Origin of the sequence: Tsukamurella hominis, assembly GCF_965137015.1 — a bacterium.
Lineage (GTDB): Bacteria > Actinomycetota > Actinomycetes > Mycobacteriales > Mycobacteriaceae > Tsukamurella > Tsukamurella hominis.
Genome location: NZ_CBCRZG010000026.1, coordinates 6,811 through 29,832, shown reverse-complemented (window position 1 = coordinate 29,832; position 23,022 = coordinate 6,811). Strand labels below are relative to the sequence as shown.

Genomic DNA, 23,022 nt, shown 5'->3' with positions numbered 1-23,022 from the left:
ACACCCGCCTGCCCCAAATCAGCCGCGAAGAGCACGCGGGCGCACGCACGAGCGGTCTCTCATGCTAGCCTCAGGAACGATCGGTGATGCACTATTCGCCACCGAAGATTCCGCGATCTGATCCCTCGATCCGATAGGACCCCGCGATGCGTCTGTCCCCCTCCCGCCGCCTGGGCGTCGCCGCCACCGCCGCCGTCGGCGTCGCGACCTCGCTCCTCGTCTCCGCCGCGCCCGCGTCGGCCGCGCCGCGCATCGTCGTGGGCCCCGGCTCGGAGATCGACATCGTGCAGAACGAGACGGCCGAGGGCATCGAGGTCGCCGCGTGCACCCTCGGCGTGCTCGCCACCACCCCCGACGGCCGCCGCGTGGGCGTCACCGCCGGCCACTGCGGCAAGGTCGGCCAGGAGGTCACCGTGCCCGCGCCCGGCCAGGCCCGCGCGCTCATCTCCGTCGGAAAGTTCGAGAAGTCGTCGAACCCGCCCACCAAGATCGTCGACGGCCGCGAGGTCTCGACCAACATCTCGCACCCGGACTGGGGCACCGTCTCCTTCAAGCCCGGCGTACCGCTGGTCAACCGCCTCGGCAAGGCCGCCCCCCGCTCGCTCGGCAAGGCCAGGATCGGCGACAAGGTTTGCAGCCAGGGCCGCACCAGCGGCTGGGTCTGCGGCGCCGTCACGGACGTGACCGCCAACCGCTTCCGCACCGACCTCAAGCTGCGCTCCGGCGACAGCGGCGCCTCGCTGATCCGCCTGTCCGACGGTGCCGCGCTCGGCATCCACGCCACCGGCTCGTCCGAGCCCGGCCGCGACGGCTCCGAGGTCTCCGACTACTGGGACCTCGGCTTCGTCCTCGCCCAGGCGGGCGGCCTGCGCCTGGCGGTCTAGCACCCCGAACACGAAGAAGACCCACCCCGCGGGGTGGGTCTTTCTCGTATCCGGCTGCGCGCTACGCGGTCACTTGTACCGGTAGACGATGCGCCCGCGCGTCAGGTCGTAGGGCGAGAGCTCCACGACGACCCGGTCCTCGGGCAGAATACGAATGTAGTGCTGCCGCATCTTGCCGCTGATGTGCGCGAGCACCTTGTGCCCGTTCTCCAGCTCGATGCGGAACATTGCGTTGGGGAGCGGCTCGACGACGCGGCCCTCCACCTCGATGGCTCCGTCCTTCTTCGCCATACCCTCCACGATCCTGTTGTCTTCAGCGGACGCCGTGTGCGACCTGTGCCCCTCCTGAGCGGACGGGCGTGCGGCCGAACGCCGCGCTACCCATCTATTCTACGCGCTCAGGACTCGTCCGACGAATCCTGCCCGGAACCGCCCCCGGCGCTGACGAGGTGCAACGCGAGTTCGACCGAGTCGGGGACGAAGTCGGCGGGGTCCGCAGCCACCGCCGCGAGCAGATCGGCCGGCGCCATCCACGCGCCGCTCTCCACCTCCTCGGGCTGGTGCACGACGACCCCGTCGTACGTGCAGACGTACTGGAAGCACACGAACCGGGTACGGGGGTCGGCGTAGGCCCGCACGCCGACGGGCCGCAGCTCCACCCCGTGCACCCCGAGTTCCTCGAAGGCCTCGCGCGCGGCACCGTCGTCGGGCGCCTCCCCCGCGAGGAGCACGCCGCCCGCGGTGAAGTCGCGCAAACCCGGGTAGACGTCCTTGACCGGGGTGCGGCGGTGCACGTAGATCCGGCCGGCCGAGTCGAAGACGAGGACGCCGGTGGTGCCGTGACGCAGGTTCTCGGCGCGCACGCGGGACCGCGGCGCCGCGCCCGACGGGCGCCCGGCATCGTCGTACAGCGCGACGATCTCGTCCATGCTCCGGCCTCCTTTTCTCCACAGTATGAGTCAAACCCTGGACACCGCAGCGCCCGTGCACTTGTATCGGGGCCATGAGCAATCCGGACAGCCCGAACTGGCATTTCGAGACCACGCAGATCCACGCCGGGCAGACGCCCGACGGTGCCACCAACGCGCGTGCGCTGCCGATCTACCAGACCACGTCGTACACGTTCAACAACACCGATCACGCCGCGGCGCTGTTCGGGCTTGCCGAGCCGGGCAACATCTACACCCGCATCATGAACCCGACGCAGGACGCCGTCGAGCAGCGGATCGCCGCGCTCGAGGGCGGCGTGGCCGCGCTGCTCGTGGCCTCCGGCCAGGCGGCCGAGACCCTCGCGATCCTCAACGTCGCGGAGTCCGGCGATCACATCGTCAGCTCGCCCTACCTGTACGGCGGCACGTACAACCTGCTCCACTACACCCTCGCCAAGCTGGGCATCGAGGTCAGCTTCGTCGAGAACCCGGACGACCTGGAGCAGTGGCGCGCCGCCGTCCGCCCCAACACCCGCGCCTTCTTCGCCGAGACCATCGCGAACCCGCGCGGCCACGTCCTCGACGTCGCCGGCGTGGCCGGCGTCGCGCACGAGAACGGGCTGCCGCTCATCGTCGACAACACGGTCGCCACCCCGTACCTGCTGCGCCCGCTCGAGCACGGCGCCGACATCGTGGTGCACTCGGCCACCAAGTACCTCGGCGGCCACGGTTCCGCGATCGGCGGCGTCATCGTCGACGGCGGCAACTTCGACTGGACGCAGGGCCGGCACCCGAACTTCACCACCCCGGACCCGTCGTACCACGGCGTCGTCTTCGCCGACCTCGGCGCGCCCGCCTTCGCGCTCAAGGCCCGCGTGCAGCTGCTGCGCGACCTGGGCCCCGCGATCTCGCCGTTCAACGCCTTCCTGCTCTCGCAGGGCATCGAGACGCTGAGCCTGCGCGTGGAGCGGCACATCGAGAACGCGCAGAAGGTCGCCGAGTACCTCTCCGGGCAGGAGGGCGTCACCGAGGTGATCTACGCCGGGCTGCCCTCGTCCCCGTACCACGAGCGCGCGAAGTCGCTGCTGCCCAAGGGCGCCGGCGCGATCGTCGCCTTCGAGCTGGCCGGCGGCGTGCCCGCGGGCAAGGCCTTCGTCGACGCCCTGGAGCTGCACAGCCACGTCGCGAACATCGGCGACGTGCGCTCGCTGGTGATCCACCCCGCCTCGACCACGCATTCGCAGCTCACCGAGCAGGAGCAGCTCGAGTCCGGCGTCACGCCGGGCCTGGTGCGCCTGGCCGTGGGCATCGAGCACATCGACGACATCCTCGCCGACCTGCAGCTGGGCCTCAAGGCCGCGGCGAACGCCTCCTAGGAGCCCGTGATGCGCGCGCTGCGGTGGTTGCGACGGGCGGTCCGTTCCGCCCTCCAGGACGACGACGCCTGGACCGCGGCCGTGCAGCGCGGCTGTACCTGAGATCAGGTTCTCCTCGATGGCACCCCCGAGTCATGGACTCGGGGGTGCCATCGTCTGAGCACTCTCGGATTCTGTCCGATCCGGACAGGGATTTCACTGGGACCTGATTGGGATGTGCCTGGTAGATTGGTCCCGTGGAAGCAACAGTGGATTCCGTGGGCCGGATACTCGTCCCGAAACAGCTTCGCGACGCCCTCGGCATCACGCCTGGCTCGGTGGTCGACATCTCCTGGTACGGCAGCGGAGTTCAGATCACTCCCGGGGGCCGTACGGCCCGGCTGGAGCGGGACGAAGACGGTCGCCTCGTCGCGGTGGGCGGCGGCCCCCTCACCGACGAGGTGGTTTTCGCCCTGATCGACGCCGGGCGCAAATGACCGACGACGTCGCTATCGCAGTGGACACGTCCGTAGCTGTTGCACTTCTGTTCGCGGAGCACGACCACCATGCCGCCGTCGCCGCCTGGGCGAAGGGCAAGCGGCTCGCGCTGAGCGGGCATGCGCTCGCCGAGACCTACTCGGTTCTCACCCGGTTGCCCGGGGAACATCGCCTGACGCCCGACGACGCTGCCCGATTGATCGACGACAGTTTTCCCGAGAACTTCGCGCTCCCACCGGCGGCAGGAGCCGAGATCCACCACCGCTGTGTGGAGACGAACATCGCGGGTGGACAGGTGCACGACGCACTCGTCGCCTTCGTCGCCCTCGACAACGGCGCAATGCTCGCGACACGGGACGGCCGCGCTCGCGGCACCTACAACGCCATCGGCGTGACCACGATCCTCATCGCTTCGTGATCGATCTCTCTCGCCGCTCCAGCTCAGCCCGGACCTGGATCTCCAGGGCCACGGTGGCGGATCCCGGCACGTCGATGCTGCCTCGAGACCAACGCACCTGACGGATTCGCCGGCCACGTCGTGTCGACATCGGCCATCCTGGCTTCGACGTCCCCTCGTACCGCGCATCCGGCGCGATACGCCGAGAGGAGCGAGCCGTGAAGTACGTCATCCTGATCCACTCCAATCCCCAACCCTGGGGACACCCCACCGGGGACTTCCTGCCCGAGTACCGCGACCTCGACCCCGCCGTGAAGGCGCGGATGGACGCCGACTTCGAACGGCTCCTCACCGAGTTGGACGAGCGCGGCGAGCTCGTCGGGGGCGAGGCGCTCGGCGATCCCGTCTCGGCGCGCCTGTACCGCTGGCACGACGACGCGCCGCTCGCGGTCGACGGGCCGTACTCCGAGACGAAGGAGCACCTCGCGGGCTTCTTCCTGATCGACGTGGAGGACCGGCGGCGGGCCGAAGCCGTGGCCGCGCAGTTCTCCGGCCCCGGCGAGACCGTCGAGCTGCGCCCGGTCATGGGCCCGGGCGGCGACGAATCCTGAGCGCCGTGCCCGCCGGCGACGCCTTCGAGGATGTGTGGCGGCGCGAGTCGCCGCACGTCCTGGCTGCGCTCCTCCGCGTCCGCGCCGATCTCGGGGCGTGCGAGGACGCGGCGCAGGAGGCCGCCGAGGCGGCGGTCCGGCAGTGGCCGCGCGACGGGACGCCGCACGATCCGCGCGGGTGGTTGATCCGCGTGGCGCAGCGGCGCCTCATCGACCGATGGCGGTCGGAGGCCGCGCGCACCCGCCGCGAGGAGGCCGACGCACGAGGAGCGACCGCCGTCGAAGTCTCGTCGGCCGACGACTCCGTCGATCTCCTGCTGCTCTGCGCCCACCCGGCGCTGAGCCGGCCCTCCCAGGTCGCGCTGGCCCTGCGCGCCGTGGCCGGACTCGGCGTGGAGCGCATCGCCGCCGTGTACCTCGTACCGCCCCGGACGATGACGCAGCGGCTGACCCGCGCCCGGGCCACCCTGCGGGACGCCGGCGCGACCTTTCCCGTGCCGTCCGGCGCGGAGCTCCCCGGTCGCGTGGCCGCCGCCCTGGACGTGTGCCACCTGATGTTCACCGCCGGGTACACCCGCAGCTCGGGAACCGACCTGCTGGACGACGAGCTGACGGCGGAGGCGCTGCGCCTGACCCGGCGGATGGTCGCGGCCTTCCCCGACCACGACGAGGCGGCCGGAGCCCTCGCGCTGATGCTGCTCACCGACGCGCGGGCACCGGCCCGCGTGGACGCCCGCGGCGACCTCGTCCCCCTCGCCGAGCAGGACCGCTCGCGCTGGCGGTGCGATGCGATCGCCGAGGGCGTGGCGATCCTCGAGGAGCTGCTCCCCCGCGGCCACGTGGGCACCTTCGCGCTGCAGGCCGCGATCGCGGCGGTGCACGCGGAGGCCGACACCTACGACGACACGGACTGGGCGCAGATCGTCGTCCTGTACCGCTTGCTGGAGCGGGTCGCGCCGTCGGCCACCGTCGCGCTCAATCACGCTGTCGCGGTGGGGATGGCGTACGGGCCGGAGGCGGGCCTCGCGCTGCTCGCCCGCTTGGACGACGACCGCGCGCTGCGCGACGGACACCGGCTCCCCGCCGCCCGAGCGCACCTGTTCGAGCTGGCGGGCCGCACCGACGACGCGGCCGCGGCGTACCGCATCGCGGCGGCGCGCACGGCGAGTCTCCCCGAACAGCGGTACCTCAACCGGCGGCTGGGCGACCTCCGTGCGTGACGCCGCCGACGCCCGACGGGCTGGGTACTCAGCGCTCCAGGGCCGCGCGGACCTGCTTCTCCAGCGCGACGGTGGCGGATCGCGGCAGGTCGATGAGGCCGTCCAGCTCGGCGCGGGCGCGCTGGTAGGCCTGCTGGCGCTCCGGCCCGGTCGCGGACCCGTCGAGCGCGACGGCGAGCAGCCGCTGCGCCTTGGCGAGGCGCTCCTGCTCCAGCGGTGAGAAGTCCCCGCGGCGGCGGCGCTTGGCCTCCTGCTCCGCGACGTCGAAGGTAGCGGCGTACGCGTGCACCGCGTCGCGGTACTGCTCGACGTCCGACGCGGACGCCTCGTCGGGAGAATCCGGGCGGAGCAGATCCGCCCGACGCTTGGCCTTGTGGAAGTCGACGGTGAGCGGCTCCCGCATGTCGACCATCATCGGGAAGTCGAGGATGGTGGCGAGGTCCGTCTCGTAGCCGAACCAGCGGGTGTCCACCCCGTCGTGCGCGGCGACGGCGCGCTCGAGCTCCCGCTGGACCTGCGCCGCGTCGACCCGGCCCATGCCCTTCGCCGTCGCGAGCGCCACCTTGGTCTCCTGCTTGATGCGGTACTTCTCGAGGCGGCGCGCCGCGCGGCGCTCGTACCAGACGGAGAGGCCCTTCGTGCTGCCGCCGAGCACGAAGACGAGCCACCAGTAGTCCTTGACGAGTTCCACCAGCTGGTCCACTCCCCCAGGGTACGTACCGCGACGCACGGGCACGGCGTCGTTCGTGACGACCGCCGTGCCCGTCCAGCTACTGCTGCTCCGCGTTCGCGGTGACGATGTCGACCACGTACTGGGCGAGGCCCGGCGCGATGTCCTCGTAGTGCTTCCTGAACCGGGGATCGGTCACGTACATCTGCGCCACGCACACCTGCATCGCGTGGTCGCAGTCGTACCAGCGGTCGATGCCGGCGCGGTGCCGCTCGGCGAGCGCGTTCGCCTCGAGCGAGCCGGGTGCGACGCCGCGGGCCAGGCCGTCGGCGAGCGCGGCCTCGAGGGCGTCGCCCTCGGCCTTGAGCTGCTTCCAGTCGTCCTTGCTCAGCTTCGCGGTGCGCTCGGCGCTCTGCTTCCAGGCGTCGGTGTCGCCCCAGCGCTGCTCCGCCTCCTCGGCATAACCCTCGCCGAGCCAGTCGGCGCCGAAGATCTCGGTCTGCTCCTCGGCGGTGAGGGTGATACCCCGCTTCTTGCTGTTCATCATGTCCTCCACAGCCGCGACCATCCGGTGCAAACGATCGATCCGCTCGGACAGCAGCTTCCGTTGCGCCTCCAGATGCGCGATGGCATCGGCCGCCGGATCGTCGAGCAGGGTCGCTATCTGCTCGAGTGGGAAGCCCAGCTCGCGGTACGTGAGCACCTGGTGCAGGCGTTCGACGTCACCGTCGGAGTACACCCGGTACCCGGCGTGGGTGCGGTCGGACGGCACCACGAGGCCGATCTCGTCGTAGTGGTGCAGTGTCCGGACGCTGACGCCGGTGAGGCGCGCGATGGCGCCGACCGTGTGCGCGGGCTTCCGTTCGTTCACAGCGACCACACTCCGGCCTCACGTCGCGTGAGGGTCAAGCCGGAGATCATCGACGCAGGTCAGGGACGGGGCGTGAGGATGCGGGGGCCGTCGGCGGTGACGGCGACGGTGTGCTCCCAGTGCGCGGACCGCGCACCGTCGTCCGTGACGACGGTCCAGTCGTCGGCGAGCACCGAGGTGTCGGGGGTGCCCAGGGTGAGCATCGGCTCGATCGCGAGGGTGGAGCCGACGACGAGGTGCGGGCCCTTGCCCGGGTCGCCCTCGTTGGCGAGGAAGGGCTCCATGTGCATCTCGCGGCCGATGCCGTGGCCGCCGTAACCGTCGACGATCGCGAACTCGCGGCCCAGCCGCGCCGACTGCGCGTAGGTGGCGGTCTCGATGGCGTGCGAGACATCGGTGAGGCGGTTGCCGTCGAGCATCGCGGCGATGCCGGCCTCCATCGCGAGGCGAGTGGCCTCGGAGAGGTCCTCGTCCGCCGTGGACAGCTCGCCTACGCCGAAGGTCCACGCGGAGTCGCCGTGCCAGCCGTCGAGGATCGCGCCGCAGTCGATGGAGACCAGGTCGCCGAGGGCGAGCACCGTCGAGCGGTCCGGGATGCCGTGGACGACGACCTCGTTGACCGAGGAGCAGATCGATCCCGGGAAGCCGTGGTAGCCCTTGAAGGAGGGCACCGCGCCGGCGTCGCGGATCACCGTCTCGGCGACCTCGTCGAGTTCGAGGGTGGAAACGCCGACGCGGGCGGCGTCGCGGACCGCGACGAGCGCGCGGCCCACGACGGCGCCCGCGGCGGCCATCGCGTCGAGCTCTCCCGCGGAGCGGAAGGGCACGGTCTTCTTGCGGCGGAAACGACTCACTTGTCGAGCTGCGCGGTCACGCGGCCGAGGACCTCGTCGACGGTGCCGACGGCGTCGATGTGCGTGACGAAGTCGCCGTAGTAGGCGAGCAGCGGCGCGGTCTGGTTCTCGTACACGTGCAGGCGGTTACGGATGACGTCTTCCGTGTCGTCCGCGCGGCCGCGCGCGAGCATGCGCTCGACGACGGTGTCCTCGGGGACCTCGAAGGAGACGACGGCGTCGAGCTTCTGGCCGCCCTCGGCCAGGATCTCGCCGAGCGCATCGGCCTGGTCCGTGGCGCGCGGGAAGCCGTCGAGGATGAAGCCGTTCTTCGCGTCGGGCTCCGCCAGGCGCGAACGCACCATGTCGACGGTGACCGACGACGGGACGAGCTCGCCCGCGTCCATGTACTTCTTCGCCTCGACGCCCAGCGCGGTGCCCTCGCTGATGTTGGCGCGGAACAGGTCGCCCGTCGAGATGTGCGGAATGCCGTACTTCTCCGACAGTCGTTCGGCCTGCGTGCCCTTGCCCGCGCCGGGAGGGCCCAGAATAACGAGTCTCACTTGAGGAATCCTTCGTAGTTACGTTGCATCAACTGGCTTTCGACCTGCTTGGTGGTATCGAGTGCCACGACCACGATGATGAGCACCATCGTGCCGCCGAACGGCAGATTACTCATGTTCGAGCCGCTACCGGTGAGTTCGATGAAGAGGTTCGGGAGGATCGCGATGATGCCGAGGTACAGCGAACCGGGCAGCGTGATGCGCTGCAGCACGTAGTTCAGGTAGTCGGCGGTCGGCTTGCCGGGGCGGATGCCCGGGATGAAGCCGCCGAACTTCTTCATCTCGTCGGCGCGCTCCTCCGGGTTGAAGGTGATCGCGACGTAGAAGTACGTGAAGAAGATGATCAGCGCGAAGTAGATCACGATGTGCCAGGTGCTGCCGGGGTTCACCAGGTTGGTCTGGATCCACTGCACCCAACCCGCGGTCGAATCGCTCGCGACGAGCTGGATGACCAGCTGCGGCAGGTACAGCAGCGACGAGGCGAAGATGACCGGGATGACGCCGGCGGTGTTCACCTTGAGCGGCAGGTAGGTCGACGAGCCGCCGTACATCTTGCGGCCGACCATGCGCTTGGCGTACTGCACCGGGATGCGGCGCTGGCCCTGCTCGACGAAGACGACGGCGACGAGGATCAGGAAGACCGCGAAGCAGACGAGGCCGAAGGCGAGGCCGCCCTGGCTCTGCAGGATCTGCTGGCCGTCGGCGGGCAGGCGCGAGGCGATGCCGGCGAAGATGAGCAGCGACATGCCGTTGCCGATGCCGCGCTCGGTGATCAGCTCGCCGAACCACATGACGAGGATCGCGCCGGCGGTCATGGTGGCGACGATGACGGTCAGGGAGAAGATGCCGTTGTCGGCGAGGATGCCGGGGCAGTCGGGCAGCAGGTTGCCGCGCGAGGCCATCGCGACGATCGCGGTCGCCTGCAGCAGCGCCAGCGCCACCGTGAGGTAGCGGGTGTACTGCGTGATCTTCGCCTGGCCGGCCTGCCCCTCTTTACGGAGCGTCTCGAAGCGCGGGATCACCACCATCAGCAGCTGGATGATGATCGACGCCGTGATGTACGGCATGATGCCGATCGCGAACACCGACAACTGCAGGAGCGCGCCGCCGGAGAACATGTTGATCAGCGAGTAGACCTGACCGCTGTCGCCGCTCGTGGCCTTGTCGACGCACTCGGTGATCGTCCCGAAGTTCACACCGGGCGACGGCAGCGTGGCGCCGAGCCGGTAGAGCACGAGGATGCCCAGGACGATCAGGATCTTCCGCCGCAACTCCGGGGTCCGGAAGATCGGGACTAGGGCCGAAAGCACACATCCTCCTGGCAGCCGGGCGGCCCGGACGGGCCGCCCCACGCTCGTGGACACCTGCTCCGCGCGCGGCGGAGCACGACGTCCTCATGGGTAATCCTGCAAACGTATGAACTCTAACAGCCGTACTGATACGGGCTGTTCACGGCGGGTACCGCCCGGCAGGAGGCAGGGGCACCGTCGTGGAGCGAAACGAGAGCCGCGGTAGGCACCGGTGACCGGCGCCTACCGCGGCGTCCACGTTGCGCAGCGCGAGGACTAGGCCTCGGCCGAGGGCTTCAGCTCGGTGGTGGTACCACCGGCGGCCTCGATCTTCGCCTTGGCGGCGCCGGTGACCTTGGTCGCCGTCACGTCCACCTTGACGCTGATCTCGCCGTCGCCCAGCACCTTGACGACACGGTTCTTGCGAACCGCACCGGCGGCGACGAGCTCGTCGATGCCGATGGTGCCGCCCTGCGGGAACAGGCGAGCGATGTCGCCCACGTTCACCACCTGGTACTCGACGCGGTTGCGGTTCTTGAAGCCCTTGAGCTTCGGCAGCCGCATGTGCAGCGGCATCTGGCCGCCCTCGAACGCCACGGGGACGTTCTTGCGCGCCTTGGTGCCCTTGGTGCCGCGACCGGCGGTCTTACCCTTCGAGCCCTCACCGCGACCCACGCGGGTCTTGGCCGTCTTCGCGCCCTTGGCGGGACGGAGATCGTGCAGCTTGATAGCCATTGCTTACACCTCCTCCACTTCCACGAGATGCGATACGACCTGGATCAGGCCGCGGTTGACGGGGGTGTCCTCACGGACGACCGACTTGCGGATGCCCTTGAGGCCCAGGGTGCGCAGGCTGTCGCGCTGGTTCTGCTTGAGCCCGACGAGGCCCCGCACCTGGGTGATCTTCAGCTCTGCCATGACTTACGCTCCCTGACCTGCACGGGCGCGGAGCATGCCGGCCGGGGCCACGTCCTCGATGGGCAGGCCGCGACGAGCCGCGACCTCCTCCGGACGCTGCAGCTCCTTGAGAGCGGCCACGGTCGCGTGCACCACGTTGATGGCGTTGTCCGAGCCGAGGCTCTTGGCGATGACGTCGTGGACGCCGGCCGCCTCGAGCACGGGACGCACGGCGCCACCGGCGATGACACCGGTACCCGGGCTGGCGGGACGCAGCAGCACGACGCCGGCCGCGGCCTCACCCTGGACCGGGTGCACGATGGTGTTGCCGATCATGGGGACGCGGAAGAAGTTCTTCCGGGCCTCCTCGACACCCTTCTGGATGGCCGCAGGAACTTCCTTGGCCTTGCCGTAACCGACGCCGACCATGCCCTGGCCGTCGCCGACGATCACGAGGGCGGTGAAGCTGAAGCGACGACCACCCTTCACGACCTTCGAGACACGGTTGATGGTGACAACCTTCTCGATGTAGTTGCTCTTCTCGGCCTCGTTGCGGCCACCGCGCTGATCGCGGTCGCGGCCACCACGACCGCCGCGGCGGTCGTTCGAGTTCTCGTTGCTTCCGGCGGGGCCGTTGTTTCCGCCGTCACGACGCTGACGTCCGGGCATCAGGCTGCCTCTCCTTCGATGGAAAACATGGTGGTGTGGGTCATCAGAACGTCAACCCGCCTTCGCGAGCGGCGTCCGCGAGCGCGGCGATCCGGCCGTGGTACTTGTTGCCACCACGGTCGAACACGACGGCCTCCACACCGGCAGCCTTGGCACGGGCGGCGATGAGCTCGCCGACCTTCTTGGCCTGGGCCGACTTGTCGCCGCCCGCGGCCTTGACGTCCGCCTCCAGCGTCGACGCCGCGGCCAGGGTGTGGCCCTTCAGGTCGTCGATCAGCTGGACGTGGATGTGCCGGCTCGAACGCTTGACCGCGAGCCGCGGACGGACCGCGGTGCCCTCGATCTTCTTGCGCAGGCGGAAGTGACGACGGGCCTTCGACGTGCGACGACGAGTCGAGACGTCCTTGCCCGCCGGGATGCGCTTCTTGTTCTCAGTCTGAGTTGCCATGAGTTACTTACCCGTCTTTCCGACCTTGCGACGGATCTGCTCACCCTCGTACCGCACGCCCTTGCCCTTGTAGGGATCGGGACGACGGAGCTTGCGGATGACCGCCGAGACCTGGCCGACCTGCTGCTTGTCGATGCCGGACACGGAGAACTTGGTGGGGCTCTCCACCGCGAAGGTGATGCCCTCGGGCGCCTCGATCGGGACCGGGTGGCTGTAGCCCAGGGAGAACTCGAGGTCCTTGCCCTTGAGCGCCACGCGGTAACCGACGCCGTAGATCTCCATCTTCTTGGTGTAACCCTCGGTCACACCCGTCACCATGTTGGCGACCAGCGTCCGCGACAGACCGTGCAGCGCCTTGTTGCGCCGCTCGTCGTCGGGACGGGCGACCACGATGGCGCCCTCATCGTTCTTCGACACCGAGATCGGCTCGGAGACGGTCAGCGCCAGCTGGCCCTTGGGGCCCTTGACGATGACGTCCTGGCCGGCGATCTGCACGTCGACGCCCGCGGGAACGACCACGGGGTGCTTACCAATTCGCGACATAAGTTTCTGTCCCCTTACCAGACGTAAGCGAGGACTTCGCCGCCCACGCCCTGCTTGGCTGCCTGGCGATCCGTGAGGAGGCCCGAGGACGTGGAGATGATCGCCACGCCCAGGCCGCCCAGGACCTTCGGCAGGTTGGTGGACTTCGCGTACACGCGCAGACCGGGCTTCGACACGCGGCGCAGGCCGGCGATCGAACGCTCACGGCTGGGGCCGTACTTCAGCGACACGACGAGGTTCTTGCCCACCTCGGCGTCCTCGGTACGGAAGTCGGTGATGTAGCCCTCGGCCTTGAGGATCTCGGCGATGTTCGCCTTGATCTTCGAGTGCGGGAGCGTCACCTCGTCGTGGTACGCCGAGTTGGCGTTGCGCAGACGGGTCAAGAAGTCTGCGATCGGATCAGTCATGGTCATGACAGATTCGTCTACCTTTCTCGCAGCGGTTCCCATGCATCGCCGGCGCTCTGGTGCCCGCTCTCGACAGCGCGAAAGGCGGGCCTGGAACGTCCGACGGTGGGCCTACTACGAAGCAAACCGTCCTGCAATACCGTTGCACTGCAGGGATTCCGGACCGGCGAACCGGTTCGGGGAAGTGCGCCGGCCGTGCTCGAAGCACGACAGGCAACCTCACTAGTGTAGAGAAAGTGCCGGTCAGAGTCGAATCGGCGGCTCTTGTCCCCCGGCGCCGGGCGGCCTAGCGTGAGGATCATGTCCTCGGTGAACGATCTCGTCCGCGATCCCCGGCTCTATCAGGCGGCCGCCGCCGGGCAGGCGACGGACGCGGCCATCTGCATCCGGCCCATCCCGTACGTCGCTAAGTGCCTCGACGACGTCGGCTGGCCCGACGGTGGCCGCTGGTTCTTCCCCGTGGTCAAGGGCGCCTCGGCGCTCGGGCTCGCGGCGGCGCCGCGGTGGCCGGGACTCGCCCGGCTCACCGCGATCATGCTGACGCTGTACTTCTGCACGGCGGTCGGGCTGCACGTGCGCGCCCGCGACCTGCGGCTGAACTTCGCGGCGGCCTCGTCGCTGCTGCTCTTCTACGGCACGCTCGCCGCGACCGGCCCCCGGGTCAGTTCACCCGCAGCGTCGTCGTGACCGGCGTGGGGTTCTGGGTGAGGTCCAGGACCGGGCAGTGCTTGTCGACGGTGTCGGTCAGCTCGCGGTAGCGCTCCTCGGAGTCCGGGCCGGTGATGTCGACGGCGACCCGCACCGCCGTGAAGCCCGGGCGGACGGTCTCGTCCAGGCCGAAGAAGCCCCGCACGTCGAGGTCGCCCTCGGCGCTGAGCTTGAGCTCGTCGATGGTGATGCCGAGCTTGTCGGCGTAGAAGCGGTAGGTCACCACCTGGCAGGACAGGAGCGCGCCGAGATACGCCTCGACGGGGTTGATCGCGGTGTCGTCGCCGCCGAGCGTCGGCGGCTCGTCGACGACCAGGGTGTGCTGGCGCGCGGTGGTGACGCTGCCGACGGTGCCCTGCGGAACGGCCGTCGCGGCGAAGACCACGTGCGCGTTGGCGGTGTTGCGGGTGACGGCCTGGTCGGTCGCGTCGATGATGGCGGCGAGGGTTCCGGTGGCGGATGCGGTCATGGGGCACTCCTGATTCGGACGGTTGATTCCTTCGCGGAACATATGTCCGTTCCCGCGGCGGCACAGCGGTTGCGTTCAGCGTGATTCGCTGCGGATACGCTGACCCGGTGTCCACCTTCCTGACGGTCGCCCTGCTCGCGGTGCTCACCACGGTGGGCCTGGTCGGGGCCGTCGCGTCCGACGGTGCCGCGTCCCTGGTCTGGGCGGTCGGGACCGTCGTGGTCGCGGGCGCACTCGCGTGGCGGCTGCGGTCCGCGCCGCCGGGGATGGGGTTGGTCGCCGCGTTCGTCACCGGCATCCTCATCGTCTCCGCCGGCCTCCCCGCGGCGATCGTGTTGACCGAGACCGGCCGCCACGGAGCGTCGGTCTTCGCGTCCGACGACGAGAAGACGGTCGACCCGTCGACCGAGCTCCGTCGCGCCCTGGCGAAGGCGGGCGAGTTGCTGCCGGGCGGCGCCGACTCGATCCTGTCGATCGACATCGACGGGTACTCCACCCAGGTGTACGTGCTGAACCTGGTGAAGGGGCAGCGGATCTACGCGAACTACTCGCAGTCCAGCGACGAGTGGTACGAGCCGAGCAGCACGTCGACCAACGATCGGATCGACGCCGCGTTCCGCGCCGCCGAGCTCGCGAACCTCGACCTGACGGCGGCGAGAACGAAGGTGGACGACAGCGCGCGGGGCCTCGGCGTCGATCTGTCCAAGCGGTCGTCGTCCGACGGCGTCGTCATCGCGCGGCGCAGTGCCGACAAGAAACTGGTCGCGACGTACGACCTGACCTCACGGGTGAAGTTCGAGACGGACCAGGCCGGGAACCTGCCCGACAATCTGGCGCTCGCCAAGGTCGACGGCCTTCTGCCGACCGCGGAGCGGCTGCTCCGAGCCCACGGCATCGACCCCACGAAGCCGGTCCTCGACGAACTGGAGTACCGCGTCTTCGCGGAGAACGCCTCCACCGTCGGCTCGACGGATCCCGGCACCGTCGATATCCGGCTCAGCGGCGCGGGCGGCCGGAGCGGCACACTCAAGGAGACCGTCGGACGGTTCCCCGAGGTGCGGTTGTACGCCTCCTCCGGCACGAACAGCCGGGCCTTCCCGCTCACCACGATCACGGCCGACGGCATCGAGAAGGCGCGCGCCGAGCTCGAACGGCGCACCTCCGTGCCACCGATCGATGCGCACGCGATCTCGCTGGAGGTGGAGGGCGATACGACCTCCCCCGGCTGGATGCGCGGCGGACTACCGCCGTTACTGCGGCTGGGCCTCGGCCCGGACTCGGACGATCAGGCCTACTTCCGCCCGGACGGCGCCTTCGTCAAGGCCGCGCCGTGATCACGTCCGCGCGGCGGTGAGGCGGCGGACCGTCGCGACCTCGGCGTCCCTATAGGGGCGGCCGTCGGGCCAGAGCAGGTCGTGGAACCACTGCTGCGGCTGGCGCGCGCCGACGTAGGGCTGCTTCCACGAGTCCCACGGGTAGTAGGTCTGGCTGCGGCCGGCCACGAAGCCCCACTGGTAGGCGTCGATGCCGAGCTCCTTGCAGATCGGCAGGATCGTCTCGATGGTGCTGCCCTGCGGGCGGGCCATGTACTCGGTGAGGAGCATGGGGCGGCCCTGCTTGGCGAGGTCGGCGGCCATCGCGCGGAACTTCTCCGGCGGGTCGTAGCTGTGGAAGCTGATGACGTCGGACTGCTCCAGCTGGATCGCGCGGATCTCGGGGCGGGTGTCGGCCCAGACGCCACTCGTGAGCGGCTGCGTCGGATTGCCGGCGCGGGCCCACGCGAAGGCCTGGGGCAGCAGCTTCGCGACGCGGGCGACCTTGTCGGGCGGGCTCAGCGGGTACGAGTCGGCGAGGTTCTCCGGCTCGTTCCACACGTCCCACGCGATGACGCGGGGGTCGTTGGCGAAGGCCTTGACCACGCCGGTCGCGTAGGCCTGCAGGCCCGCGGTGTCGGCGTTCGTCAGGCCCGCGGCGCCGGGGCTCTGCACCCACGTCGAGTTGTGCACGCCGGGCGTGGGCTCGCGCTGCACGCCGGGCTTCGGGTTGGGGTCCCAGCACGAGTCGAACAGCACGAACATGATCTTGATGCCGTTGCTGTGGGCGATCGTGAGGAACTGGTCGAGGCGCTGGACGAGGCCGGCGGGGTCGGCGGTCCACAGCTGGTCCTGCAGGAAGACCCGCATGGTGGTCATGCCGAGGCCGCGGGCCCAGCCGAGCTCCAGGTTCATCCGGTTCGGGTCGAAGGTCTGCGCCTGGAACATCTCGAACTGGTTCCCGGCGTTGGCGTTGATGTAATTGGCCCCGACCATCCACGGGTTCTGCGTGCGCCACTGCTGCGCCCGCTCGGGGGTCCACCGCGCCGCCGGCCCGGCGGGCGCCGCGCCCGGGGGCGTCGCGCCCGGGGTCGTCGCGCCCGGGGTCGTCGGCCCGACGGTTCCGCCCGCCCCCGCCCCGGAGCCGGGGTCGGCGGCGGCGCGCGCGGCCACCATTACGGCCGGCAGTGCGGCGGCGGTCCCCAGCAGAACCCGTCGAGTCACAACAGTCACATCAACACCATACGCAACAATAGTCACAGAACGGTGAAGGCGGGCGGAGGTCGCGCGTCACGAAACCCGCCGTCTCCGGGCGCGCGACGACGTATTCGCATCGTCACGCAGAATTCGGCCGGTTTCGGAACCCGTGTCAGCCCTCGATGGCCTTGCGGGCCTCGGCCTCCAGCTCGGCGCGGAAGCGGGGCGGCGCGGGGAGCACCCCGCGGTCGACGAGCCTGTCGACGGTGCTGACCACCTGATCGAGGTACGCCGCCCGCTCGGCGGCGACGCTCGACGACGCGTGGCGGTACAGCTTGAGGCCGCGGTCGAGGTCGCGCACGTCCTCGTCGGCGAGGCCGGCGGATCCGGTACTGCGGGCGTGCCGGTCGGCGGCGTACCAGGTCGTGCGCAGGTCCGTGACCGCGTCCACGTACTCCGCCGCGGACTCGTCGCCGGGGTACTCGTCGGTGCGCAGGGCCCCGGCGTGCTCGAGCGCGTCGTGGAAGGCGATCACCTTCGGCGAGCTGAAGTCCCACATCGCGGGGAAGCGGAGCAGCATCTCGGGGTCGAGCTCGTAGGCCGCGTACTCCCCCAGCACCGTGTCGTGCCGGCCGGCGGCGCGCTCCCACAGCGCGCGGCCCGACGGCGGCGCCGGTTTCGGCTGCGCCCGGGGCCGGTCCGCGCGCGGGCGCTCGGTGGCGGGCTTCACCTCGACGAACCGCAGCGGATCATCCCGGCGCACCGCGGCGGGGTCGCCGCCTCCCGCGAGCAGCACGATCATGCCGACGATCAGCGCGCCCGCCAGGAACAGCATCCCGATGGCGCCGACGAAGCGGGTGGCGATCAGCGCGACCGCCGCGACGCCGAGGGCGCCGGCGAGGACCGTGTTACGCATCGGAATCACCCACGTCGCTCAGCGTAGTCGTCAGGCGGCGAGCGCCTGCTCCCCCACCGGCGGGGCGGCGACGGCACCGTCGGGCGACGGGGGCCGGGCGATGCGCGCGTAGGCGACGACCATGGTGCCGGCGGCGCCGAGGAGGGCGGTCGCGGCGAGGTAGCCGCTCTGCGCCATGGGCACGCTGAGGTAGCGGATGGACAGCAGGATCGCGGCGAAGGCGAGGGCCCCGCCCACGACGGTGGCGATCCGGCGCGGATACCAGCCGTCCTCGGGGCGGACCAGCGCCGCCTCGAGGGTCAGCGCGAAGACGAAGCCGGCGACGAGATCGACGCCGTAGTGTGCGCCGATGCCCAGGGTGGCCGAGATCGTGCAGACCCACCAGAAGACGCCGAACAGCTTGAGCAGGCGCGGCCCGCGCAGCGCGTGGAGCAGGATCGCGGTCGCCCAGGCGGTGTGCAGGCTGGGCATGCAGTTGCGGGGCGCCGCCTGGCTGAAGTAGGCGGAGACGGGCTCGAGCGAGGTGGGCACCACGTGCGGCCAGACGTTCATCCAGCCCGCGCCGGCCACCTCGTTGCCGAAGGCGTACGCCGGTCCCACGACGGGGAACAGGAAGTAGACGATGGGGCCGATCGCGCCGATGAGGATGAAGGACTTGACGATGTGGTGGCGTGGGAAGCCCTCGGTGGAGCTGCGGCGCAGCTGGAAGAACGCCACGACGGCGGCGCCCACCGGCAGGTAGGTGTAGACCTTGGTGATCAGGGCGAGGTACCAGCCGTGCTCGTGCACGAACCGGCCCATCACCCACGACGGGCTGCCGAGCGCGCGGTCCGCGACCTCGACGAAGTGATCGGCGACGTACGGCAGCGCCTCCATCGTGAGCCCCAGCCACACCGACGAGCAGGCGTTCGCGACGATGAGGATCCCGGCGACGCCGGCCGCCTTGAACGCGGCGACCCGCTCGGGGCCGGTGAGTCGCAGGCCCGCGTAGGCGGCCAGCGCGACCAGTGCCCACATCACGCCGTTGCCGAAGTGCAGGGGCGAGCCGGCGGCCAGCCGCTCGGCGTTGAACAGGACCTCCGTGCCGACGACCACGCCGGCTAACGGCAGCCGCAGCCGGGCTGGCATGCACATCAGGGCGAGCGCGAGGGCCGCGACCTTGACCTCGCCGGTGACGGGGCGGCCGACGAAGTCCTTCGCCAGGCCCTCGATCGGCCCGGCCAGGCCGTAGGCCGTCGCGGCCGCCTGGATCGCGGCGACGAAGACGACGACGGCCAGGACCGCCCACATCCACGGGCTGTTCCGGAACCCGCTGCGGGTGTGCTCACCGCGCGGACCTCGCGGGAGCGCGAAGTCTGCACGCACCAACATGAGATGACAGCATAGTTAACAGGCGGGTAACACTGTGAATCCGCTGCGCGTTTCGTGACGCGAATCGCGTGGCGCGGCGCCCCCCGGAGACGACGAAGGGCGCGCACCCCGCCGAAGCGGAATGCGCGCCCTCGCGCGTGGATCGGCCCGGGTCACGCCCGGGTTCACTCACCAGCTGCTCTTGTGCACACCGGGGAGCTCGCCGGCGTGCGCCATCTCGCGCAGGCACACACGGCAGAGGCCGAACTTGCGGAACACCGAGTGCGGGCGGCCGCACTTGTTGCAGCGGGTGTACGCGCGGACGGCGAACTTCGGCTTCTTGTTGGCCTTGTTGACCAGCGCCTTCTTTGCCATGGCTCAGTTCTCCTTGAAGGGGAAGCCGAGGTGCTTGAGCAGCGCGCGGCCTTCCTCATTGTTGGTGGCAGTGGTGACGACGGTGATGTCCATACCGCGCGGGCGGTCGATGGAGTCCACGTCGATCTCGTGGAACATCGACTGCTCGTTCAGGCCGAACGTGTAGTTGCCGTTGCCATCGAACTGGTTGCCGTTCAGGCCGCGGAAGTCGCGGATACGGGGCAGCGCGATCGAGGTGAGGCGATCGAGGAACTCCCACATGCGGTCGCCACGGAGGGTGACGCGCGCGCCGATCGGCATGCCCTCACGCAGCTTGAACTGCGCGATGGACTTGCGGGCCTTGCGGATCTCCGGCTTCTGGCCGGTGATGAGCTCGAGGTCCTTGACAGCGCCGTTGATGAGCTTGGCGTCACGGGCGGCGTCGCCGACGCCCATGTTCACGACCACCTTGACGACGCCGGGGATCTGCATCACGTTGGCGTAGTCGAACTCGCTGTTCAGCGCGTCCTTGATCTCGGCGCGGTAGCGCGCCTTCAGGCGCGGCTGGGTCTTCTCAGAGGTGGTCATCTCAGATGTCCTTCCCGTTCTTGCGGGAGATCCGCACGCGCTTGCCGGTCTCCTCGTCGGTCCGGTAGCCCACGCGGGTGGGGTTGCCGTCCGAGTCGACGACCATCACGTTGGAGACGTGGATCGGGGCCTCGCGGACCTCGATCCCGCCCTGCGCGGTGGCGGACGTGCTGGTGTGCTTCTTGATCCGGTTGACGCCCTCGACGAGGACCTTGTCAGCCTTCGGGAAGGACTCGACGACCTTGCCCTTCGCGCCCTTGTCCGGGCCCGAGATCACGATGACGGTGTCGCCCTTGTGCACCTTCATGTCAGAGCACCTCCGGAGCCAGCGAAACGATCTTCATGAACTTCTTGTCGCGCAGCTCGCGGCCGACCGGGCCGAAGATGCGGGTACCACGAGGGTCGTTGTCGTTCTTGATGATGACAGCGGCGTTCTCGTCGAACTTGATGTACGAACCGTCCGGACGGCGGCGCTCCTTGGCGGTCCGCACGATGACGGCCTTGACGACCTCGCCGCGCTTGACGTTGCCGCCGGGGATGGCGTCCTTGACGGTGGCGACGATGATGTCGCCGATGCCGGCGTAGCGGCGCGAGCTGCCACCGAGCACGCGGATGCAGAGGATTTCCTTAGCACCCGTGTTGTCGGCGACCCGCACCCGCGATTCCTGCTGAATCACTGTTGCAGTCTCCTCAGACCTGGATTTTCATGCGCGCCGGATTACCGACCCGGACACGCGCGGTCCGTCGCATGCGGCACAGGGCCGCAGGCAACCCGTCCATGATAGGGGAAGTCGCAGGTCGCTGTCGAATCGTGCCCGGTCGGGCACCGGCCGCCGGCCATCGTGTCCGACGGTGCCGCCCCGATCTCGCCGATCACGAATCACGTCGCCGGCGCTATGTACTCGTGCGTGAGCTCGCTGACGCGGGCGATGTGCTCGAAGCCGTGGTCGGCGGCGAGCACGGTCGCGTCGTTGACGATGGCGTAGGCCGCGATCACGATGTCCGCGGGTCCGGCGGCGCGGACGAGCCCGGATGACCACAGCGCGGCTTGGATGTCGAGAACGAGATCCTCGTCCGGGGCGCGCTCGAGGGGAAAGCCCATCGTGATCCGGTCCCGATAGAGCTCGTGCTCGTCGGGCGTTCGCGCGCTGTGACAGAACTCGAACACCTGGGGCGGGCACGTCACGAACAGATCCGCGGGCGACCGTTCTATGCGCCGCAGGCGGTTCGCGATCCTCCCGTCTCCGGTCGCGAGCCGCGCCCAGACGGAGTTGTCGACGAGGTAGTCCGTCACGGCGTCGCGGTCGGATCGACGACGGGCGCGCCGAGACCGTCGGGGAGTCCGGCGAGCTCGGCGATCCCGTCGATCATCGCGCCCTTCTGCTTCGACGCGATGAGCCGGCGCAGCGCGAGATCGATCACGGAGCGGTTCGAGCGCTCCCCGGTGAGTTCACGAGCCCGCTCGATCAGTCGGGGGTCGAGGTCGACGCTGGTGACAGCCATGGGAGACCACCTTTCGATCGCTATATATCAGAGTATATAGACGACCTGATCTGCGCTCGCCGCTCGGAGGATCGGATTCGCCGGGCCAGAGGCCTACGGATGCGATCGCGATGCCGTAACTTCGTCTCGTGCAGCTCTCCGATCTGCCCGTGGGCGGCGTCGCACGACTGCGGGGGACCTCCGCCTCCGCGCTCGCGTCCGCCGCCGAGCGCCGCGGGCCGCAGGACCCGGTGGTGGTCTTCCCCGGCCTCACGCTGCCCCTCCCCTCCTCCCCGGGCGCGATCATCGACGACGTGCTGAACCGCGAGGTCGCCGTGGCCTTCGAGGTCTTCCCCGCCTGGCTCCCCGACCCGGCGCTCGCCCCCGAATCCGGCGGGGTCCTGGACCGGTTCGCCGCCCGCGAGCTCGCCCACCGGCACGACGGCGGCCGCGGGATCGGCACGGCGCTGGGCGCGCTCGCCACCGCGGCGCTGCGGCCGGAATCCGCCCGTGGTTTCGCCGAACTGCCCGCCGCCGACCGGCGCGACGCCCTCGAGTACGCCCTCACCCGCAGCTACCACGCCCCGTCGGTGGCACTCGCGATCGACGTCGAGCGCCCCCTCGCCCCGCACCTCGGCGACGCCCTCTCCACCGCGTCGCAGTGGCTCGCGCGCGGCGACAGCGCCGTCTGGCTGTGCGGTCCGGGCGCCGCGGCCCTGGACCGGTTCCCGGCGGTCGACGGTCCGCCCCTCGTCGCCGAGCCGTCCCGCGAGCCGTCCGAGTACACCGTCGGGCTCGAGCCGCTCCCGACCTTCCCGCCCGTCGCGGGCAAACCGCACCCGGCGAGCGCCGCGGAGCAGTGCCTCGAGCGCGGCCTCGTCAGCCAGGCATGGGCCGCCGCCCGGCACTGGAACTACGCCATCGACCTGGGGCCGCTGAGCCGGCCGGTCCGCGTGGACCTGCTGTTCCCGCAGCCCCGCCTCGTGGTCGAGGTCGACGGCCCCGACCACCGCGGGCACGAGAAGTACGAGGCCGACCGGTGCCGCGACGCCGACCTCATGCTCGCGGGATTCCGGGTGCTGCGGCTGACCAACGCGCGGATCCTGGACGACCTCGCGGAATCCGTGTCGATCATCCGTACATTGGTCACTGCAACGGGATCGGGCCACGGGAGGGGTGCGTGATGGGCGAGTCGATCGCGGGGCTCACGGGCACGGAATCCGCGGTGCTGCTGGTGCTCGCGTCGGCCGTCGAGCCGGTGCGCAACCCCGACCTCAAGCTGCTCGGCCCCGCGCTGGAGGCCCCGTCGCGGCGCAAGCTGGTCGAGCGCGGCCTGCTCGACGTGGAGGTCGGCGAGCGCCGCGCGCTGCTGCTCTCCCTCACCGACCGCGGCTGGGCCGCGGCGGCCGCACTGCTGGAATCCCCGCCCCCGCCGCGCGCGACGCCGCAGCTGCGCGCGCTGTTCACCTTCGCCGCCGGGATCGGCCGGTACCTGCGCCGCGAGTCGCTCGCGCTGGGCGAGGTGGTCACGCCCGCCGATCCGCCCGCGCCCGCCCCGGNC

At 70.1% G+C, this 23,022-nt stretch carries 32 protein-coding genes and 1 pseudogene; 10 read left to right on the top strand and 23 right to left on the bottom strand.

All coding sequences use genetic code 11. The features are described from left to right. The first annotated feature begins 146 nt into the window (after nt 1–146). Nucleotides 147–884, top strand: a complete 738-nt coding sequence (locus ACM9LD_RS22095; protein ID WP_415678670.1) for a S1 family peptidase — start codon at nt 147–149, stop codon at nt 882–884. Between the two features lie 69 nt (nt 885–953). Here the strand turns inward: ACM9LD_RS22095 and infA are convergent, their stop codons facing one another. Then, complete coding sequence (infA, locus tag ACM9LD_RS22090) at nt 954–1,175, bottom strand: translation initiation factor IF-1 (RefSeq protein WP_005140011.1); 222 nt, start codon at nt 1,173–1,175, stop codon at nt 954–956. A gap of 107 nt (nt 1,176–1,282) precedes the next feature. Further along, complete coding sequence (locus tag ACM9LD_RS22085) at nt 1,283–1,813, bottom strand: NUDIX hydrolase (RefSeq protein ID WP_415678669.1); 531 nt, start codon at nt 1,811–1,813, stop codon at nt 1,283–1,285. A gap of 74 nt (nt 1,814–1,887) precedes the next feature. Here ACM9LD_RS22085 and ACM9LD_RS22080 point away from each other — a divergent pair, with 74 nt between their 5' ends. From ACM9LD_RS22080 to ACM9LD_RS22060, 5 genes are all read left to right on the top strand, one after another. After that, nucleotides 1,888–3,189, top strand: coding sequence for a bifunctional o-acetylhomoserine/o-acetylserine sulfhydrylase (locus ACM9LD_RS22080; protein WP_415678668.1), 1,302 nt, complete (start codon nt 1,888–1,890; stop codon nt 3,187–3,189). 236 nt (nt 3,190–3,425) lie between these two features. Further along, a complete protein-coding gene (locus ACM9LD_RS22075; protein ID WP_224650140.1) occupies nt 3,426–3,665 on the top strand; it encodes an AbrB/MazE/SpoVT family DNA-binding domain-containing protein in 240 nt (79 codons plus the stop codon). After that, nucleotides 3,662–4,084 (top strand): type II toxin-antitoxin system VapC family toxin, encoded by a 423-nt coding sequence (locus ACM9LD_RS22070; RefSeq protein ID WP_415678667.1) that lies wholly within the window; start codon nt 3,662–3,664, stop codon nt 4,082–4,084. The genes ACM9LD_RS22075 and ACM9LD_RS22070 overlap by 4 nt, the downstream gene beginning before the upstream one ends. 197 nt (nt 4,085–4,281) lie before the next feature. Next, nucleotides 4,282–4,674, top strand: coding sequence for a YciI family protein (locus ACM9LD_RS22065; protein WP_415678666.1), 393 nt, complete (start codon nt 4,282–4,284; stop codon nt 4,672–4,674). A 5-nt stretch (nt 4,675–4,679) separates the two neighbouring features. After that, the gene (locus ACM9LD_RS22060; RefSeq protein ID WP_415678665.1) at nt 4,680–5,894 is read left to right on the top strand and encodes an RNA polymerase sigma factor; all 1,215 of its coding nucleotides are present in this window, start codon (nt 4,680–4,682) and stop codon (nt 5,892–5,894) included. Between the two features lie 28 nt (nt 5,895–5,922). On the opposite strand, the gene ACM9LD_RS22055 is transcribed toward ACM9LD_RS22060, so the two are convergent. The 11 genes from ACM9LD_RS22055 to rpsH all read right to left on the bottom strand — a co-directional run bounded on the left by ACM9LD_RS22055 (nt 5,923) and on the right by rpsH (nt 13,090). Continuing rightward, nucleotides 5,923–6,597, bottom strand: a complete 675-nt coding sequence (locus tag ACM9LD_RS22055; protein ID WP_415678664.1) for a hypothetical protein — start codon at nt 6,595–6,597, stop codon at nt 5,923–5,925. Between the two features lie 67 nt (nt 6,598–6,664). After that, the gene (locus ACM9LD_RS22050; protein WP_415678663.1) at nt 6,665–7,435 is read right to left on the bottom strand and encodes a MerR family transcriptional regulator; all 771 of its coding nucleotides are present in this window, start codon (nt 7,433–7,435) and stop codon (nt 6,665–6,667) included. 59 nt (nt 7,436–7,494) lie between these two features. After that, nucleotides 7,495–8,289 (bottom strand): type I methionyl aminopeptidase, encoded by a 795-nt coding sequence (gene map, locus ACM9LD_RS22045; RefSeq protein ID WP_415678662.1) that lies wholly within the window; start codon nt 8,287–8,289, stop codon nt 7,495–7,497. Continuing rightward, entirely contained in the window at nt 8,286–8,831 is a 546-nt protein-coding gene (locus ACM9LD_RS22040) for an adenylate kinase (RefSeq protein WP_415678661.1), read from the bottom strand. The genes map and ACM9LD_RS22040 overlap by 4 nt, the downstream gene beginning before the upstream one ends. Continuing rightward, nucleotides 8,828–10,141: a preprotein translocase subunit SecY gene (gene secY, locus ACM9LD_RS22035; RefSeq protein WP_415678660.1), complete on the bottom strand. Its 1,314-nt coding sequence runs from the start codon at nt 10,139–10,141 to the stop codon at nt 8,828–8,830. Before secY ends, ACM9LD_RS22040 begins: the two co-directional genes overlap by 4 nt. A 255-nt stretch (nt 10,142–10,396) precedes the next feature. After that, nucleotides 10,397–10,855 carry a 50S ribosomal protein L15 gene (gene rplO / locus ACM9LD_RS22030; protein WP_415678659.1) on the bottom strand — a complete coding sequence of 153 codons (459 nt, stop codon included), beginning with the start codon at nt 10,853–10,855 and terminating at the stop codon, nt 10,397–10,399. Nucleotides 10,856–10,858: 3 nt separating this feature from the next. Beyond that, nucleotides 10,859–11,038, bottom strand: a complete 180-nt coding sequence (gene rpmD / locus ACM9LD_RS22025; protein ID WP_068522648.1) for a 50S ribosomal protein L30 — start codon at nt 11,036–11,038, stop codon at nt 10,859–10,861. 3 nt (nt 11,039–11,041) lie between these two features. After that, a complete protein-coding gene (gene rpsE, locus ACM9LD_RS22020) occupies nt 11,042–11,686 on the bottom strand; it encodes a 30S ribosomal protein S5 (RefSeq protein ID WP_126196461.1) in 645 nt (214 codons plus the stop codon). 43 nt (nt 11,687–11,729) lie between these two features. Next, nucleotides 11,730–12,134: a 50S ribosomal protein L18 gene (gene rplR / locus ACM9LD_RS22015; RefSeq protein ID WP_415678658.1), complete on the bottom strand. Its 405-nt coding sequence runs from the start codon at nt 12,132–12,134 to the stop codon at nt 11,730–11,732. 3 nt (nt 12,135–12,137) lie between these two features. Then, the gene (gene rplF, locus ACM9LD_RS22010) at nt 12,138–12,677 is read right to left on the bottom strand and encodes a 50S ribosomal protein L6 (protein ID WP_415678657.1); all 540 of its coding nucleotides are present in this window, start codon (nt 12,675–12,677) and stop codon (nt 12,138–12,140) included. Nucleotides 12,678–12,691: 14 nt separating this feature from the next. Continuing rightward, nucleotides 12,692–13,090 (bottom strand): 30S ribosomal protein S8, encoded by a 399-nt coding sequence (rpsH, locus tag ACM9LD_RS22005; RefSeq protein ID WP_126196458.1) that lies wholly within the window; start codon nt 13,088–13,090, stop codon nt 12,692–12,694. A gap of 294 nt (nt 13,091–13,384) precedes the next feature. Between rpsH and ACM9LD_RS22000 the strand changes: the two genes are divergently transcribed. Beyond that, a complete protein-coding gene (locus ACM9LD_RS22000) occupies nt 13,385–13,771 on the top strand; it encodes a DoxX family protein (RefSeq protein ID WP_415678656.1) in 387 nt (128 codons plus the stop codon). Here the strand turns inward: ACM9LD_RS22000 and ACM9LD_RS21995 are convergent. After that, nucleotides 13,746–14,261: an OsmC family protein gene (locus tag ACM9LD_RS21995; protein ID WP_415678655.1), complete on the bottom strand. Its 516-nt coding sequence runs from the start codon at nt 14,259–14,261 to the stop codon at nt 13,746–13,748. The genes ACM9LD_RS22000 and ACM9LD_RS21995 overlap by 26 nt on opposite strands. 107 nt (nt 14,262–14,368) lie before the next feature. On the opposite strand from ACM9LD_RS21995, the gene ACM9LD_RS21990 reads away from it, so the two are divergent. Next, on the top strand, nt 14,369–15,595 hold the full coding sequence (locus ACM9LD_RS21990; protein ID WP_415678654.1) for a hypothetical protein: 1,227 nt from the start codon (nt 14,369–14,371) through the stop codon (nt 15,593–15,595). On the opposite strand, the gene ACM9LD_RS21985 is transcribed toward ACM9LD_RS21990, so the two are convergent. From ACM9LD_RS21985 to ACM9LD_RS21945, 9 genes are all read right to left on the bottom strand, one after another. After that, entirely contained in the window at nt 15,596–16,750 is a 1,155-nt protein-coding gene (locus ACM9LD_RS21985) for a cellulase family glycosylhydrolase (protein ID WP_415678697.1), read from the bottom strand. It abuts the gene before it with no gap. A 193-nt stretch (nt 16,751–16,943) separates the two neighbouring features. Beyond that, on the bottom strand, nt 16,944–17,687 hold the full coding sequence (locus ACM9LD_RS21980; protein WP_415678653.1) for a hypothetical protein: 744 nt from the start codon (nt 17,685–17,687) through the stop codon (nt 16,944–16,946). A 30-nt stretch (nt 17,688–17,717) separates the two neighbouring features. Next, nucleotides 17,718–19,058 (bottom strand): DUF5933 domain-containing protein, encoded by a 1,341-nt coding sequence (locus ACM9LD_RS21975; RefSeq protein WP_415678652.1) that lies wholly within the window; start codon nt 19,056–19,058, stop codon nt 17,718–17,720. Nucleotides 19,059–19,226: 168 nt separating this feature from the next. Beyond that, a complete protein-coding gene (locus ACM9LD_RS21970; protein WP_068522657.1) occupies nt 19,227–19,412 on the bottom strand; it encodes a type Z 30S ribosomal protein S14 in 186 nt (61 codons plus the stop codon). 3 nt (nt 19,413–19,415) lie between these two features. Next, a complete protein-coding gene (gene rplE, locus ACM9LD_RS21965) occupies nt 19,416–19,979 on the bottom strand; it encodes a 50S ribosomal protein L5 (protein ID WP_013128002.1) in 564 nt (187 codons plus the stop codon). A gap of 1 nt (nt 19,980) precedes the next feature. Then, nucleotides 19,981–20,286, bottom strand: coding sequence for a 50S ribosomal protein L24 (rplX, locus tag ACM9LD_RS21960; protein ID WP_068522658.1), 306 nt, complete (start codon nt 20,284–20,286; stop codon nt 19,981–19,983). 1 nt (nt 20,287) lies between these two features. Next, complete coding sequence (gene rplN, locus ACM9LD_RS21955; protein ID WP_013128004.1) at nt 20,288–20,656, bottom strand: 50S ribosomal protein L14; 369 nt, start codon at nt 20,654–20,656, stop codon at nt 20,288–20,290. Nucleotides 20,657–20,859: 203 nt separating this feature from the next. Beyond that, nucleotides 20,860–21,273, bottom strand: coding sequence for a PIN domain-containing protein (locus tag ACM9LD_RS21950; RefSeq protein ID WP_415678651.1), 414 nt, complete (start codon nt 21,271–21,273; stop codon nt 20,860–20,862). Further along, the gene (locus ACM9LD_RS21945) at nt 21,270–21,482 is read right to left on the bottom strand and encodes a type II toxin-antitoxin system VapB family antitoxin (RefSeq protein ID WP_068522660.1); all 213 of its coding nucleotides are present in this window, start codon (nt 21,480–21,482) and stop codon (nt 21,270–21,272) included. The genes ACM9LD_RS21950 and ACM9LD_RS21945 overlap by 4 nt, the downstream gene beginning before the upstream one ends. A gap of 128 nt (nt 21,483–21,610) precedes the next feature. Between ACM9LD_RS21945 and ACM9LD_RS21940 the strand changes: the two genes are divergently transcribed. Together ACM9LD_RS21940 and ACM9LD_RS21935 are read left to right on the top strand one after the other, a co-directional pair. Then, a complete protein-coding gene (locus ACM9LD_RS21940; RefSeq protein WP_415678650.1) occupies nt 21,611–22,645 on the top strand; it encodes an endonuclease domain-containing protein in 1,035 nt (344 codons plus the stop codon). Continuing rightward, nucleotides 22,645–23,022: pseudogene (locus tag ACM9LD_RS21935) on the top strand (hypothetical protein); the annotation flags it as partial. The gene ACM9LD_RS21940 and the pseudogene ACM9LD_RS21935, both read left to right, overlap by 1 nt.